Source organism: Kineococcus gurbantunggutensis (assembly GCF_050871925.1).
Taxonomy (GTDB): Bacteria; Actinomycetota; Actinomycetes; order Actinomycetales; family Kineococcaceae; genus Kineococcus.
The window spans coordinates 1-13,554 of record NZ_JBJLSG010000138.1 but is presented as its reverse complement, the minus strand read 5'-3'; the positions used below and the strand labels follow the sequence as shown (position 1 = coordinate 13,554).

Here is a 13,554-nt window from a genome sequence, read left to right as displayed (position 1 = left end):
CCCAATTCCACCCCCCCCCCCCCGCGGGTGTCCCCCCGAGAGGGGTTTCACCCCCCGGCCCCCCCCCCCCCCGCCCCCCCGCGCCGACGGCCCCGCCCCCGGGTGGGGGGACGGGGCCGTCGCGGTGGTGCCGCGGGGCTCAGAAGGCGGCGGGGTCGGTGCCGGCGCGCACGCCGGTGCCGGTGCGCTGCGTCTGCGCGGCCCGGGCCGCCTCGGCCTGCTGCTGCGCCTGGTGCTCGGCCACCGCCTGCGCGTACTGCTGCTTGACGGTGTCCATGTCCAGGCCGCGGACCTGCTCGATGAGCTGCTCCAGGGCGGGCTCGGGCAGGGCGCCGGGCTGGCCGAACACGGGGATGCCGTCGCGGTACGCGATCAGCGTGGGGATCGAGGTGATGCCGTAGCGGGCGGCCAGCTGCTGCTGGTCCTCGGTGTCCACCTTCGTGAAGGTGATGTCCTGGTGCTTCTCCGAAGCCTTCTCGAACACCGGGCCGAACTGGCGGCACGGCCCGCACCACTCCGCCCAGAAGTCGATCAGCACGATGCCGTCCTTGACGGTCTCGTCGTGCGTCTCCAGGGTCAGCGCCTGAGTGCTCATGCCTCACCCAACCACGGCGGCGCGCGCAGGCTTCCCGCTGGGCTCAGCGGCTCAGCGGCTCAGCGGCTCAGCGGCTCAGCGCGGCCGGCGGCCCGTCAGCGCCATGAGCCGCTCCTGAGCCGTCGCGCCGTCCGGCGCCGGCAGCTCCGGCCCCAGCACGCCCCAGGCGCGCCACTGCTCGGCGTTGAGGCGCATGTACGCCAGCAGCGGCTCCACCAGCTCCGGCACGAGGCGGTCGTCGGCGCCGATCAGGCGGGCGATCTCCACGGCGCGCAGGGCGCGGAAGGAGATCGCCTGCCACAGGTAGTCGCGGGCGCTGAAGTCGCCGAAGGAGCAGTGCACGGTGCGCTCCAGGTCCTCCAGGGCGCGGGCTGCGGCCACCGCCTCCTCCACGATCCGCTCGAAGGCGCCCACCGGGTCCGCGCCGAGCAGGTCGCCGCGGTGGGCGTCCTCGCCGACCTCGGCCATCGTGCGCCCGGCGAGCATCGCGGGCACCCAGGCGTCGTCGTAGGCGTGGTAGCCGACGATCTCGCGCAGCGCGTACGCGCGGCCGGGGTCGCTGGTGGTGACCTCGGCGCGCACGTCCAGGTCCCACTGGTCCTCGCGCACCCGCCGCACGACGGCCAGCAGCGCGTCCTCGGCCAGGACGAAGACGTCGCGCTCGTCGGCGCCGGTCGCGGCGCCGGGGGCGGTGGGGGCGGTCTCGGTGGGGGTGGTGGCGGTGCCGGTGTCGGTCACGGGGTCCTCCTGGTGCTCTCGCGGGGTCCGGGGTGCGTCGATCGCCCCGCCGCGGCGTCGCCGCGGGCGGGTACGTCCCCGACGCTAGGGCGCTTACCCGTCAGCCCCTGTCGGGTTCACGGAGGGGTTTCGCGCGGGTCCGCCCGGCGCCGCCCGCGGCGTCCCGGGTTGCCGACCCGTCCACCCGGTGTTCAACTCGTGGTGGAGCAGACGCCCCGGCCCGCGGTGCAGACACGCGCCGCACCGGGTGGGGCACCCGTGGTGCACGACCGCAGCAGCGCCCAGCGAGCGCGCCGCCGTGCCCCGGACGGCTCCGCCCCACCACCCGTGGACGGCACCACCCCGCGCGAGGGCACCGCCCCGCCCGGTGGGTCGCCTCCACCACCGGTCGAACGCACCGCGCCCTCCCGGCGCGGCCACCGCACGCACACCCCCAGGAGACCCCGTGGCCACCACCGGCTCGCACGACCTCGACCGCTCCCGCACCGCCCGCGACACCCGCCGCGCCGACGCCAAGGGCCTCGGCGTCGCCGCCCTCGGCGCCGTCGTCCTCAACGTCGCCCCGTTCATGGACTGGGTGCAGTTCGAGGGCACCGAGCAGGCGCGCGTCGGCTACGAGACCGACTCGCTGGTGCCCTTCACGGCCTACCTCGGCCTGGGGTTCCTGCTGGCCCTGGCCTACGCCCGCAAGCGCGCCCACCGCGGGCAGCACCGCGGGCTGACCCTGGCGTCCATGGCGGTGGCCCTGGCCGCGACCGTGCAGTTCATCGCCTTCGCCCTGCACCCCATGGGCGGCCTGGAGCGCGGTGACGGGCTCACCCCCGAGATCGGCGTCTACGTCGCCATCGTCGGTGCGGCGCTGTGGGCCCTGGGTTCCGGCATGCTCGCCAAGGAGGTCGAGGGCGACGACGACACCGCCGTCGACCTGCGCCCCGCCTCGGCCCGCACCGCCGGCTGACCCCTCGCCCCCAGAACGCCCCTCACCGCTGGCGGTGGGGGGCGTTCGGCGTGCGGGCGGAGCGGTCCCCGGCGCCCCGCCCGGTCGCGGTCGTTACCGCGAGTTCACAGGGGAGGGCTTCCGCGTGACTGCCGGTAGCGGGAGGCTGTGCGCACGACCGTCGTTCGAGCAGTGGAGGACGTTCCCGTGCACAGCACCCTGTCGCGGCGCCTGACCGCGGAGTTCCTCGGCACCTTCTGGCTCGTGCTCACCGGCTGCGGCAGCGCCGTCCTGGCCGCCGCCTTCCCCGACGTCGGCATCGGCCTGCTCGGCGTCAGCCTCGCCTTCGGCCTGTCGGTCCTCACGGCCGCGTACGCCTTCGGCCACCTGTCCGGCGGGCACTTCAACCCCGCCGTCACCCTCGGGCTGTTCCTGGCCCGGCGCACCCCGGCCGGCGACGTCCTGCCGTACGTGCTCACCCAGGTCGTCGCGGCCGTGGCCGCCGCGGCGGTGCTGTTCGCGATCGCCTCGGGCGGACCGGGGTTCGACGTCGCGGACGGCTTCGCGGCCAACGGCTACGGCGAGGGCTCACCGGGCGGGTACTCGCTCGCGGCGGCGCTGGTCGCCGAGGTCGTCCTGACCGCGTTCTTCCTGCTGGTGATCCTCGGCGCCACCGACCGGCGCGCCCCGCAGGGCTTCGGGCCGCTGGCCATCGGGCTGGTCCTGACCCTGATCCACCTGGTGAGCATCCCGGTGACGAACACCTCGGTGAACCCCGCGCGCTCCACCGGGCCGGCGCTGTTCGCCGGCGGGCTGGCGCTGGAGCAGCTCTGGCTGTTCTGGCTGGCCCCGCTCGCCGGCGCCGCGGTCGCCGGCCTGGCCTACCGGTTCCTCACCGGCGACGACGGCACCACCGCGGCCGCCCGCGAGGGGCAGGACGTCGACGCCGCCGCCAGCGACGCCCACGACGCCACCGTGGACCTAACCACCCCCGTCGACGGCGAGGTCAAGCACCGCCCCGTCCGGTAGGGGGTGCCCCGGCGGGCGGCCCTCCGGCGGGGGGCCCTCCGGCGGGGGTTCGCGCGGCGGGCCGGCGTGCTGCGCGGCGGCCAGCCGCGCCCGCTGCGCGATCTCCGCGCGCAGGTCCGCCGGCGCCAGCACCTCCACGTCCGGCGCGAACCCCAGCAGCGTGGAGACCGCCCACGAGCGGGCGTCGAAGGCCACCACCAGCTCCACCCGCCCCGCCGCGTCGGCGGGCAGCCCGTCGGCCACCACCGGCATCCCCGCCTGCGCCGACGCCGACGCCACCCGCCGCAGCCCCGGCAGCGCCCGCGGGTGGGGGGGGCCCCGCCCCCGCAGCAGCTCCCGGCCGGCCTGCACGCACGCCAGGTGCGCGCGCCAGGCGCTCTGCAGGTCGAAACCCGCCGGGCGCCGCGCCGGTTCCGCCAGGACCTCCACCGCGTCCAGGCGCGAGACCCGGTACGTGCGCAGCTCGCCCTCGCGCGCGGCCAGCAGGTACCACTCGCCCTTGAGGACCAGGCCCAGCGGGTCCAGGACCCGCTCGGTGCGCTCGCCGGTGCGGCGGTGGTGGCGCACCCGCACGCGCCGGTCGTCCCACACCGCGCGCGCCAGCGCCACCAGCGCCGGCGCCGGTTCCGCCGTGCCGAACCAGCGGTCGGTGTCCAGGTGGAAGCGCGAGGACACCCGCTGCGCGCGCTCGCGGCCCTCCGGCGTCGTGCCCGCCAGCAGCTTCAGCTGCGCCCCGCCGACGACCTCGGCGAACCCCAGGTCCGCGGCCACCCCCGTCAGGCCCAGGAACGTCACCGCCTCGGCCTCCGCGGCCGACAGCCCGCTGGTGCGGTGCCGGTGGCCGTCGGCGATCCGGTACCCGCCGGCGGGCCCGCGCACCGCCACCACCGGGATGCCCGCGGCCACCAGCTCGGCCACGTCGCGCTGCACCGTGCGCTCGGAGACCCCCAGGCGCCGGGCCAGCTCGCGGGCGGTGACCATCGGGCGCGTCTGCAGCAGCATCGCCATGGTCAGCAGCCGGGCCGCGCGCACGGCCCCAGCATGGCCTCACCCGGTGCGCAGGCGGTACCCCATCCCGCGCACCGTCTCGAAGCGCTCGGCGCCCAGCTTCCTGCGCAGGTAGCGCACGTACACGTCCACGACGTTGGAGCCGGGGTCGAAGTCGTACCCCCACACCGAGCTGAGCAGCTGCTCGCGCGAGAGCACCTGCCCGGGGTGGCGCAGGAACGCCTCGGCCAGGGAGAACTCCCGGCTGGACAGGCCCACCGAGCGGCCCTCCACGGCCGCGGTGCGGGTCAGCAGGTCCAGCTGCAGACCCGCCGCCGCCAGCACCGTCACCTCCCCGCCGCGGTCCTCGCCGGTGCGCAGCCGCAGCCGCACCCGCGCCAGCAGCTCCTCGAACCGGAACGGCTTGGTGACGTAGTCGTCCGCGCCGCCCTCCAGCCCGGCCACGGTGTCGGCGACGTCGTCGCGGGCGGTGAGCATGATGACCGGCAGGGAGTGCCGGGCCTGGCGCAGCCGGCGCAGCACCGAGAAGCCGTCCACCCCCGGCAGCCCCACGTCCAGCAGCAGCAGGTCGAACTCCCCGCTGCTCGCCAGGTCCAGCGCGGTGCGCCCGTCGGGGGCGATCGTCGTGGCGTACCCGCCGGCGCGCAGGCCCTTCTCCACGAAGGCCGCGATGCGCGCCTCGTCCTCGGCGATCAGGATGCTGGTCAACGGCCCTCCCGGGCGTGCTCGGTGGTGGCGTGCTCGGTGGCGGGCGGCGCGGGGGTGGCCGCGGGCCCGGCGGGCAGCGGCGCGGGCCCGGCGGGCGCCGCGCCCAGCGGCAGCGCCAGGGTGAACGTGGCGCCGGCCCCCGGCAGGCTCGCCACCTCCACGCGCCCGCCGTGCGCCTCGGCGATCGCGGTGACGATGGACAGCCCCAGCCCGGAACCCTCCACCCCGCGCCCGCCGGCGGCGCGGCCGAACCGCTCGAAGATGCGCCCGACGTCCTCCGGGGCGATGCCCGGGCCGCTGTCGCGCACCCACAGCAGCAGCTCGTCCCCGCGCACGGCGCTGCCCAGGGCGACCACGTCGCCGTCGGCGGAGAACTTCACCGCGTTGGACACGAGCTGGATGAGCGCCTGCTGCACGCGCTGGGGGTCGGCGGCGACCTCCACGTCGGCGCGCGCGTCCACCCGCCAGTCCCGCGCGCCCAGCGGCACCACCTTGTCGAACGCGTCGTCGAGCAACCGGCCCGCGTCCACCCGCTGCGGGTGCAGGAAGTCCGGCCGGCGCGCCTTGGCCAGCAGCGTCAGGTCGTCCACCAGCCGCGCCATGCGCGTCAGCTCGTCCAGCACCAGCGCGCGCGTCTCCGCCACGTCGCGCGCGTCGCGCTCGTCCATGAGCTCCAGGTGGCCCTGCACGATCGTCAGGGGCGTGCGCAGCTCGTGCCCGGCGTCGTCGAGGAAGCGGCGCTGCGCCTCGAAGGAGGCCTCCAGGCGCTGCAGCATCGCGTTGAAGCTGCGCGCGACGTCGGCCACGTCGTCGTCGCCGTGCACGGGCACCCGCCGGGACAGCTCGGTGGCGCCGACGTCGACGGCGGTGGCGTGCAGGTCGTCCAGCGGGCGCAGCAGCCGCACCACCGCCAGCCAGCCCACCGCGCCCACCACGAGCAGCGCCGCCAGGCTCAGCACCGCGAACGTGCGGGCGTTCTCCTCGGCCACGGCGAACTCCGGGTCCAGGGCGTGCCCGACGACGTACAGGCCCAGCGACGGCTCGCCCGGCGCGGCGCCGGGCAGGGACACCGGCACCGCGATGATCCGCGTCGGGCCCGCCTCGGTGCGCACCGTCTCCACCACGGCGGGGCTGTCGGCGGTGGTGCGGCGCACCAGCTCCTGCACGCGGGGGTTGTCCTGCAGCGCGAACGGCGGGGTGCGGGCGGGCACGTAGGTGTTCCCGCCCACCACGATGCCCACCGCCGACTCGTGCGCGTCGGCGACGTCGTTGCGGATGCCCGCGGCCAGCAGGGCGTCCACGGAGGTGAACCGCTGGCCGTTGAAGCCGCGCGCGGCCAGCTCGCGCAGCTCGGTGACCTCCTGGCGCATCGAGGCGTCCACGCGCGCGTCGGTGGCGTCGACCTGCACCACGTGCGAGACCGCGCCCGTCAGACCCAGGCCCAGCGCGGTGGCGCCGACGACGGCCAGCACCACCTTGGCGCGCACCGGGCGCAGCAGCAGCCGCAGCCGGCGCGGGAGCCGGCGGCGCGGCTCAGCCGTCGTCCCCGTCGTCGTCGTGCCCGTCGTCGCCACCGTCGTGCCCGTCGTCCTCGCCCTCCACGTCCCGCTCGTCCCGGCCGTCGTCCGCGTCGTCCGCGTCGTCCCCGACGACGACCGGCCCCGGCGGGGGCACCGGCACGACGCCGTTCCCGCCGGCGGGCGGGGCGGGGAGCGCCCCCGACGGTACGGGGGGCGCGGGGGGCGGTGCCGCCGGCGGTGCGGCGGGGGGCGGTGCGGCCGGTGGTGCGCCGGCGGGTGGCGCGGCGGGGCCGCCGGGCGCCGGCGGGGCCGGGTCGCCGCCGGCGGGGGACGGGGCGGGGGAGGGAGCGGGGTCGCCGGGGGAGGCGCCGGCCGGGTCGGCGGGGGCGGAGACGACCACGGCGTCACCGACCCCCGCCCCCGGCTGCTCCGCCCGGGCCATCGACAGCCCCAGGGCGGCGACGCCGGCGGCGCTGACCGCCAGCACGGCCACGACCACGGGAGTTCGCACGGGCCCGACGCTGCCGCCCGCTCGTGAGGGGCGGGTGAGGCGCGGGTGAGAGACCTCTCACGCGGCACCCGGCGCGCGGCGCCCGTCACGCGGCGCCCGGCGCGCGGGCGGTCGGCCCGTCAGCCCGCCAGCGGGGCCAGCGCCAGGTCCCCGGTGCCGCCGACCTCCACGACGGCCAGCGCCTCCACGCGGCCGGCCACCGGCAGCAGGTCCTGCAGCGCGGGCACCGCCTGCGCGGCCCGCACCCGCCGCGCCAGCGTGCAGTGCGGCACCCACCGCCCCGGTGCGGAGGTGGCGAAGGCGTTGTCCAGGCCCTGCGCGGCCAGGGCCTCGGCCGCGTCCGCGTGCCACGCGCGCAGCGCCTCGTCCTGCCGGCAGCCCGCCCACAGCACCGCGCCGCGGCCGAAGGTGCCGGCCTCGTCGAGCACCACCCCCACCGCCGGCAGCGCCGCCGCGGCGGCGGCCACGGCGGCCGTGAACGCCGCCGTGCCGGCCGGCGGGCACGCGGCCCCCAGCAGCGTCAGGTGCGCGCGGTGCCGCGGGGCGGCGGGCGCGCGCACCCCGGCCGCGCGCAGGTCCCGGCGCACCCGCGCCAGCGCCCCCTCCAGCGCGGGGTCGAAGGCGGCGCACACCACGAGGGTGCGCTCGCGCGCGCCCGGCACCGCACCGCGTCCCACGTCCCGCAGGGTAGGCGGCCGGGCGCGGCGGCGCCTGCGGCACAGTGGGGGCGTGGCGCGGTCCCGGAACACCCTCGTCCGCGTCGTCGTGACGCTCGCGGCGCTCGCCGTCGTGCTCGTCGGCGCCGACCTGGCCGCGCGCGCGTGGGCCACCGGCCGCGTCGAGCGGGAGCTGCAGTCGCGGCTGCAGCTGCCGCAGCGCCCGGACGTCACCGTCGCCGGCGGTTCCTTCCTGCTGCAGGCGCTGCGCGGCCGCTACGAGGACGTGGACGTCACCGCCGCCCGGGTGCCCGGCGGCGACGTCGTCCTGGACGACGTGCGGGTGCGCCTGCCCGCCGTGCACGCCCCGCTGCGCGCCCTGGCCGGCGGCGCCGGGACCGTCGACGTGGGCCCCGGCACGTTCACCGCCTCGGTGGCCTTCGCCGAGCTGCTGCGGCAAGTGGACACCGGCGGGCTGGACGTGCGGCTCAGCCGCGACGGCGACGACGTGCGCGCCTCGACGTCCGTGCGCCTGTTCGGCCTGGGCGTGGAGCTGGCGCTGACCGTCGAGCCGCGTCTGGAGGACGGGGCGGTGCGGCTGGTGCCGCTCTCGGCGCGCGCCGCGGGGCAGGAGGTCTCCCTGGGGCGGGCCCGGCAGCTGCTCAGCTCGGCGGGGGTGGACCTGCTGGAGGGCTGGAGCGTGGCGCTGGACGACGTGCCCGGCGAGGTCGCGGTGCGCTCGCTGCAGGTCACCGACGGCGGGGTCCTGGCGCGCGGCGACGTGCTGGCCACCTCCACCGAGCTGGGCTGAGCGCGCCGACGCCCCCCGGACGGTGCGTCCGGGGGGCGTCGGGAGGGCGTCGCGGGGCGACGCCGCGCTGCTAGAGGCCGATCTTGCCGGCCAGGCCGCCGAGACCGCCGCCGCCCTCGCCGCCACCGCCGCCGGTGAACTTCGCGATGAGCTCCGACGGCTCGATCCCGAACTTGCCGAGCAGGTCCGAGTGCTGGTCGGTGTCGACCTGGCCGGGCAGCTCGGAGTCCGCCTGCTGCGCCTTGCCGTCGTCGTTGAACTTCTCCCGGATGAGCTGGAGGATCATCTCCTTGGGGATCTGCACGGTGCTGCTCCTCCTCTGCTGGGGACGTCGCTGACGCGCCCAGCCTGCCCCGCCCGACGGCCCCGCGCACGCCGAGAACCGGGTCCCGGTGCGCCGGCGGGGCTCAGGCGGTCGCGGCCCGCACCGCGTCGTCGAGCGCGGCGCCCTGCGCGCGGGCGGGGTAGGTGGCCGGGTCGACGGCGGCCAGGCAGTTCAGGCCCTCCACGAGCGCGGCGAGGGAGCGCGCGCGCACGCCGCGCTGCGCGCGCGGCAGGTCCGGCACCGCCTCGCCGACCAGGCGCTCCAGCCGGCGCACGAGCACGCGGTGGTGCTCGCGGTGCACCGCGGCCAGCTCCTCGTCGCCGGCCGCGGCGGCCAGGAACGCCAGCCACACGCGCGCGTCCTCGCGCTTGGCCGGCGTCAGGCACGCCGCCTGGCGCAGCACCGCGCGCAGCTTCGCGGCGGGGTCCGCCTCGGCGGCCTCGGCGGCGTCGGCGCTGCGGGCGGCGCGCTCGTGCAGCAGGTGCCGGGCGTGCACGAGCAGCTCGCGCTTGCCGGCGAAGGCGTGCATCACCAGGCCCGTGCTACACCCGGCCCGCTCGGCGACCGCCCGCACCGTCAGGCCGTTCAGGCCGTGCTCGGCCAGGACCGACCAGACGGCCTGCGAGAGCAGCTCGCGCTGGGAGTCCACGTCGCGTCGCCTGGGCACGCCACCACCGTACCGGCACGCCCGTTCCCGGAACGCACGTCACCGGAACACTCGTTCCCGGAACGGCTGTTACCGTGAGCCGGGCGCCGCGAGGGCCGTCGCGGCGGAACCCCGCACGAGGAGGACCCTTGCCGCGCTGGAGCATCGCCGCCGAGGACTGGGACGCGCCGGACGGGGCCGCGCTGCGCGCCGCCCAGCGCGCCGAGCTCGACGCCCGCTACGGCTCCGACGACCACGAACCCGGCACCGCGCCCACCGCCGCCGACGTCACCGTGTTCCTCGTCGCCCGCGAGCCCGACGGCACCGCCGTCGCCTGCGGCGGCCTGCGCCCGCTGGCCCCGGGCACCGCCGAGGTCAAGCGCATGTACGTGCGCCCCGAGCGGCGCGGCAGCGGCGTGGCGATCGCCGTGCTGCGCGGGCTCGAGCGCGCCGCCGCCGACCTCGGCGTCACCCGGCTGCTGCTGGAGACCGGCACCGCCCAGCCCGAGGCAGTGAGGTTCTACGAGCGCGAGGGGTACGCGCGGATCGAGAACTTCGGCCCCTACGCCGGCGAGGCGCTCTCGGTCTGCTACGCCCGCCGGCTCGACGGCGCCCCGGGTCCGCTGCCCCGCTGAGCGGCCGGGCGGCCGACCGGCCGAGCGCCCGGTGGCCACGCACGGTGAGCGGTGCCGCCGGGCGGGTGGGAAGCGCGCCCGCGGCTGCGCCGTCCGGGTGGGCGCCGCCGGCCGCTCGCCGCGCGGCTGCGCACGCTGGACGACGGGCGCCCGCCGGGTGCCCGTCCGGACCAGGGCAAACCCGTCGCGAGGCGGGGACGCAAAGCACAGGGGCCTCACCCGCTGAGGCGGCCCGGCTGCCAGAGGAGACCACGTTGCGCCGCACCACCACCCTCGCCGCCACCCTCGGCGCGGCCGTCGCCGCCGCCGCGCTCGCCGTGCCCACCGCGGGCGCCGCCCTCGCGGCCCCGCGCGCGGCCGAGGCCCGGCCCGCCCCCACCGCCGCCCCCACCGCCGCGCCCACGGCGGCCCCGACCGCCGCGCCCACGGGCACCCCCACGGCCGCGCCCACGGGCACCTCCACGGCGACCCCCACGGCGAAGCGCACCGGCGCCCCGGCGCTCGTGCGCGGCACGCGCGCCGCCCGGCACGTCCTGGCCCTCCAGGGCACCCTGACCGCCGTGGACGGCGCCGCCCGCACCGTGACCCTGACCGTGCGCGGCGGGCGCGACAAGGCCCTGCGCGACCGGGAGGTGACGGTGGCGGTGGCCGCGAGCGCCACCGTGCGCCGCGAGGGCGCCGTCGTGGAGCTGTCCGCGCTGCGCCCCGGCGACCACGTGAGCGTCCAGGGCACCCGCTCCGCCGGCGGTGCCGCCACCGCCACCCGGGTCACCGCCGGCGCCCGCGACGGGGACGCCCCCACCGCGAGCCCCACCGCCAGCCCCACCGCGACCCCCACCGCGACCCCCACCGCGACCCCCACCGCCACCGCGAGCGCCTGAGGCGCCGCGCGCGCCCCCGCCCGCTGGCGGGGGCCGCGGGGCGCTGCCAGGCTCACCGGCGGCGGGCCGCCGGCGCCCGGGGCGGACGGGGGCAGCGGTGGACGGCACCACGCGGCGGGCGCTGGGGGCGCTGCTGGCCCTGCAGCGGCAGTCCTGGGAGCAGGGCGTGACCGGCCACGCCCTGCTCGACCTGGGCGAGGACGCCGCGGCCCGCGTCGTGGCCCGCGGGGCGGTGCTGCTGCAGGAACCCGACGGCCGCCTGGCGTCCCTGCACGACGAGGGCCTGGTCAACGGCGCCGCCGCCACCGAGGTCGTGGACCGCGTGGCGCGCGCCACCGGCGACCCCGCGCTGGCCGCCGCCCGCGACCGGCAGGTGCGCTGGCTGCTCCAGGGGTGCCCGCGCGCCGACGACGGCACCCTCTTCCACCTCGCCGGCAGCCGGCAGGTGTGGGCGGACAGCGTCTACATGGTCGTGCCGGCGCTGGCCGCCACCGGGCACGCCGAGCGGGCCGCCGCCCAGCTCGAGGGGCACCGCCGGCGCCTGTTCGACGAGCGCACCGGCCTGTACGCCGCCCGCTGGGACGAGGACGCGGGCGAGCTGTGCGACGCGCGCGCCTGGGGCACCGGCAACGGGTGGGTCGTCGCCGCGATCGCCCGCACGCTGCACCTGCTGGGCGGGGGCGCCGGGGACCTGCGCGCGCCGCTGGCCGCGCACGCCCGCGAGGTCCTGCAGGCGTGCCTGCGCCACCGCCGCGAGGACGGCGCCTTCGGCGACGTCGTGGACGACCCCGCCTCGTTCGGCGAGGCGAACCTGGCGCAGATGCTCGCCTACGCCGTGCTCACCGGCGTCGCCGACGGCTGGCTGGACCCGGGGCTGGCGGGCACCGGGCGGGACCTGCTGGCCGCGGGCCGGGCGCGGGTGGACGCCGACGGGCTGGTGACCGGGGTGTGCGGCGCGCCGCGCTTCGACCGGCAGGGCGTCTCGGCGGAGGCGCAGGCGTTCCTCCTGCTCGCCACCGCCGCCGAGCGCCGGCTCAGCCCGCCGGGGGAGCCGCCGCCAGCGGGGTGAGGGAGCGCTCGCGGCTGAGCAGGGCCACCAGCTCGGCCGGCGGCAGGGTGCGGCGCACCAGGCGGCCGTGCTCGGGCAGCAGGACCATCGGGCAGCGCAGCCCGCGCCGCGTCATCTCGTGCGCGACCGAGCGGGGCAGCGGCTCGCCGTCGCCGGCCGCCAGCAGCATCGAGCGCACCCCGGGCGGGGTGTCGGCCCACCAGCTCTCCAGCGCGCCGGTCGAGGGGGCCGGGAGCGCCGCGGCCAGGGGGTCGGCGAGGACCACGGGCTGTCTGTCGGCAGAGGGGTCCATGCCTGGACTGTGGGGCCCCGGCGCCCGGAAAGCCAATCGATCACCCGCGCCCGGGTGAGGGCGCCGCGCGCTCGCGGGGCCGCCGCGGCCGGCGGCTGGCTAGAGTCGCCGGGCGTGACCCACCACGCAGACCCCGGCCGGTACGACGCGATGCCCTACCGCCGCTGCGGCCGCAGCGGGCTCGAGCTGCCCGCGGTGTCCCTCGGCTTCTGGCACAACTTCGGCGACGACAAGCCGTTCCAGACCCAGCGCGACATCGTGCGCCGCGCGTTCGACCTCGGCATCACGCACATGGACCTGGCGAACAACTACGGCCCGCCCTACGGCAGCGCCGAGACGAACTTCGGCCGGCTCATGAAGGAGGACTTCGCCCCCTACCGGGACGAGCTGGTGATCTCCACCAAGGCCGGCTGGGACATGTGGCCCGGCCCCTACGGCGACCGCGGCTCGCGCAAGTACCTCACCGCGTCCCTGGACGCCTCGCTCCAGCGCCTGAACCTGGACTACGTCGACGTCTTCTACCACCACCGTCCCGACCCGGACACGCCGCTGGAGGAGACGATGGGGGCGCTGGACGCGATCGTGCGCTCCGGCAAGGCCCTGCACGTGGGGATCTCCTCCTACGGACCCGAGCGGACCCTGGCGGCCTCGCGGATCCTGCGCGAGCTGGGCACGCCGCTGCTGATCCACCAGCCCTCGTACTCGATGTTCAACCGCTGGATCGAGTCCGGCCTGCTGGACGTGCTGGAGGCCGAGGGCGTGGGCTGCATCCCGTTCACCGCGCTGGCCCAGGGCCTGCTGACCGACCGCTACCTGGACGGGGTGCCGCAGGGCTCGCGCGCCGCGCAGGGCAAGTCCCTGGACCCCGGCGTCCTCACCGAGGAGAACCTGCGCCGCATCCGCGGCCTGAACGAGATCGCCGCCGGGCGCGGGCAGACCCTGGCCCAGCTCGCGCTGTCCTGGGTGCTGCGCGACCGGCGCGTCACCACCACCCTCATCGGCGCCAGCAGCGTGCAGCAGGTGGAGGACAACGTCGCCGCCACCGCCAGGCTGGACTTCACCGACGAGGAGCTGCGGGCGATCGACGAGTTCGCCGTCGACTCCGGCGTCGACCTGTGGGCGCAGGCGCGCGAGGCCGGCGACGCCACCGGCTGAGCGGCCCGGCGCCCCCGCCCCCGGCCCCTCGCGGGCCG

17 protein-coding genes and 1 riboswitch are annotated in these 13,554 nt (G+C 78.2%); of the genes, 7 read left to right on the top strand and 10 right to left on the bottom strand.

Features of this window, described 5'->3' with window-relative positions; all coding sequences use genetic code 11:
• Window positions 1-139: 139 nt before the first annotated feature.
• Both trxA and ACRYR7_RS19880 read right to left on the bottom strand, forming a co-directional pair.
• Window positions 140-595 (bottom strand): thioredoxin, encoded by a 456-nt coding sequence (gene trxA / locus ACRYR7_RS19885; RefSeq protein ID WP_432573848.1) that lies wholly within the window; start codon window positions 593-595, stop codon window positions 140-142.
• A 75-nt stretch (window positions 596-670) separates the two neighbouring features.
• Window positions 671-1,333 carry a DinB family protein gene (locus tag ACRYR7_RS19880; RefSeq protein WP_432573847.1) on the bottom strand — a complete coding sequence of 221 codons (663 nt, stop codon included), beginning with the start codon at window positions 1,331-1,333 and terminating at the stop codon, window positions 671-673.
• A 445-nt stretch (window positions 1,334-1,778) separates the two neighbouring features.
• Here ACRYR7_RS19880 and ACRYR7_RS19875 point away from each other — a divergent pair, with 445 nt between their 5' ends.
• Window positions 1,779-2,291 (top strand): hypothetical protein, encoded by a 513-nt coding sequence (locus tag ACRYR7_RS19875; protein WP_432573846.1) that lies wholly within the window; start codon window positions 1,779-1,781, stop codon window positions 2,289-2,291.
• A 198-nt stretch (window positions 2,292-2,489) separates the two neighbouring features.
• Complete coding sequence (gene aqpZ / locus ACRYR7_RS19870) at window positions 2,490-3,299, top strand: aquaporin Z (RefSeq protein ID WP_432573849.1); 810 nt, start codon at window positions 2,490-2,492, stop codon at window positions 3,297-3,299.
• Here the strand turns inward: aqpZ and ACRYR7_RS19865 are convergent.
• The 5 genes from ACRYR7_RS19865 to ACRYR7_RS19845 all read right to left on the bottom strand — a co-directional run bounded on the left by ACRYR7_RS19865 (window position 3,252) and on the right by ACRYR7_RS19845 (window position 7,723).
• Window positions 3,252-4,331, bottom strand: a complete 1,080-nt coding sequence (locus ACRYR7_RS19865) for a helix-turn-helix transcriptional regulator (protein WP_432573845.1) — start codon at window positions 4,329-4,331, stop codon at window positions 3,252-3,254. The two genes, aqpZ and ACRYR7_RS19865, sit on opposite strands and share 48 nt — an antisense overlap.
• Window positions 4,332-4,346: 15 nt before the next feature.
• Window positions 4,347-5,015, bottom strand: coding sequence for a response regulator transcription factor (locus tag ACRYR7_RS19860; protein WP_432573844.1), 669 nt, complete (start codon window positions 5,013-5,015; stop codon window positions 4,347-4,349).
• Window positions 5,012-6,589: a sensor histidine kinase gene (locus ACRYR7_RS19855; RefSeq protein ID WP_432573843.1), complete on the bottom strand. Its 1,578-nt coding sequence runs from the start codon at window positions 6,587-6,589 to the stop codon at window positions 5,012-5,014. Before ACRYR7_RS19855 ends, ACRYR7_RS19860 begins: the two co-directional genes overlap by 4 nt.
• Complete coding sequence (locus ACRYR7_RS19850; RefSeq protein WP_432573842.1) at window positions 6,549-7,046, bottom strand: hypothetical protein; 498 nt, start codon at window positions 7,044-7,046, stop codon at window positions 6,549-6,551. The genes ACRYR7_RS19855 and ACRYR7_RS19850 overlap by 41 nt, the downstream gene beginning before the upstream one ends.
• Before the next feature lie 119 nt (window positions 7,047-7,165).
• Window positions 7,166-7,723 carry a 2'-5' RNA ligase family protein gene (locus ACRYR7_RS19845; protein ID WP_432573841.1) on the bottom strand — a complete coding sequence of 186 codons (558 nt, stop codon included), beginning with the start codon at window positions 7,721-7,723 and terminating at the stop codon, window positions 7,166-7,168.
• 52 nt (window positions 7,724-7,775) lie between these two features.
• Here ACRYR7_RS19845 and ACRYR7_RS19840 point away from each other — a divergent pair, with 52 nt between their 5' ends.
• On the top strand, window positions 7,776-8,513 hold the full coding sequence (locus ACRYR7_RS19840) for an LmeA family phospholipid-binding protein (RefSeq protein WP_432573840.1): 738 nt from the start codon (window positions 7,776-7,778) through the stop codon (window positions 8,511-8,513).
• Between the two features lie 70 nt (window positions 8,514-8,583).
• Here ACRYR7_RS19840 and ACRYR7_RS19835 read toward each other — a convergent pair whose 3' ends face one another.
• Complete coding sequence (locus ACRYR7_RS19835; RefSeq protein WP_432573839.1) at window positions 8,584-8,817, bottom strand: hypothetical protein; 234 nt, start codon at window positions 8,815-8,817, stop codon at window positions 8,584-8,586.
• Between the two features lie 103 nt (window positions 8,818-8,920).
• Entirely contained in the window at window positions 8,921-9,505 is a 585-nt protein-coding gene (locus tag ACRYR7_RS19830; protein WP_432573838.1) for a TetR/AcrR family transcriptional regulator, read from the bottom strand.
• Window positions 9,506-9,633: 128 nt separating this feature from the next.
• Here ACRYR7_RS19830 and ACRYR7_RS19825 point away from each other — a divergent pair, with 128 nt between their 5' ends.
• The 3 genes from ACRYR7_RS19825 (at window position 9,634) to ACRYR7_RS19815 (ending at window position 12,069) form a co-directional block, all read left to right on the top strand.
• A complete protein-coding gene (locus ACRYR7_RS19825) occupies window positions 9,634-10,119 on the top strand; it encodes a GNAT family N-acetyltransferase (RefSeq protein ID WP_432573837.1) in 486 nt (161 codons plus the stop codon).
• A 164-nt stretch (window positions 10,120-10,283) separates the two neighbouring features.
• Window positions 10,284-10,363: riboswitch (cyclic di-GMP riboswitch) on the top strand.
• Window positions 10,364-10,373: 10 nt separating this feature from the next.
• Complete coding sequence (locus ACRYR7_RS19820; RefSeq protein ID WP_432573836.1) at window positions 10,374-11,000, top strand: hypothetical protein; 627 nt, start codon at window positions 10,374-10,376, stop codon at window positions 10,998-11,000.
• A gap of 97 nt (window positions 11,001-11,097) precedes the next feature.
• Window positions 11,098-12,069, top strand: coding sequence for a glycoside hydrolase family 88 protein (locus tag ACRYR7_RS19815; RefSeq protein ID WP_432573835.1), 972 nt, complete (start codon window positions 11,098-11,100; stop codon window positions 12,067-12,069).
• Here ACRYR7_RS19815 and ACRYR7_RS19810 read toward each other — a convergent pair.
• Window positions 12,035-12,361, bottom strand: coding sequence for a hypothetical protein (locus ACRYR7_RS19810; RefSeq protein ID WP_432573834.1), 327 nt, complete (start codon window positions 12,359-12,361; stop codon window positions 12,035-12,037). The two genes, ACRYR7_RS19815 and ACRYR7_RS19810, sit on opposite strands and share 35 nt — an antisense overlap.
• 114 nt (window positions 12,362-12,475) lie before the next feature.
• Between ACRYR7_RS19810 and mgrA the strand changes: the two genes are divergently transcribed.
• Window positions 12,476-13,516 (top strand): L-glyceraldehyde 3-phosphate reductase, encoded by a 1,041-nt coding sequence (mgrA, locus tag ACRYR7_RS19805; RefSeq protein WP_432573833.1) that lies wholly within the window; start codon window positions 12,476-12,478, stop codon window positions 13,514-13,516.
• Window positions 13,517-13,554 lie beyond the last annotated feature (38 nt).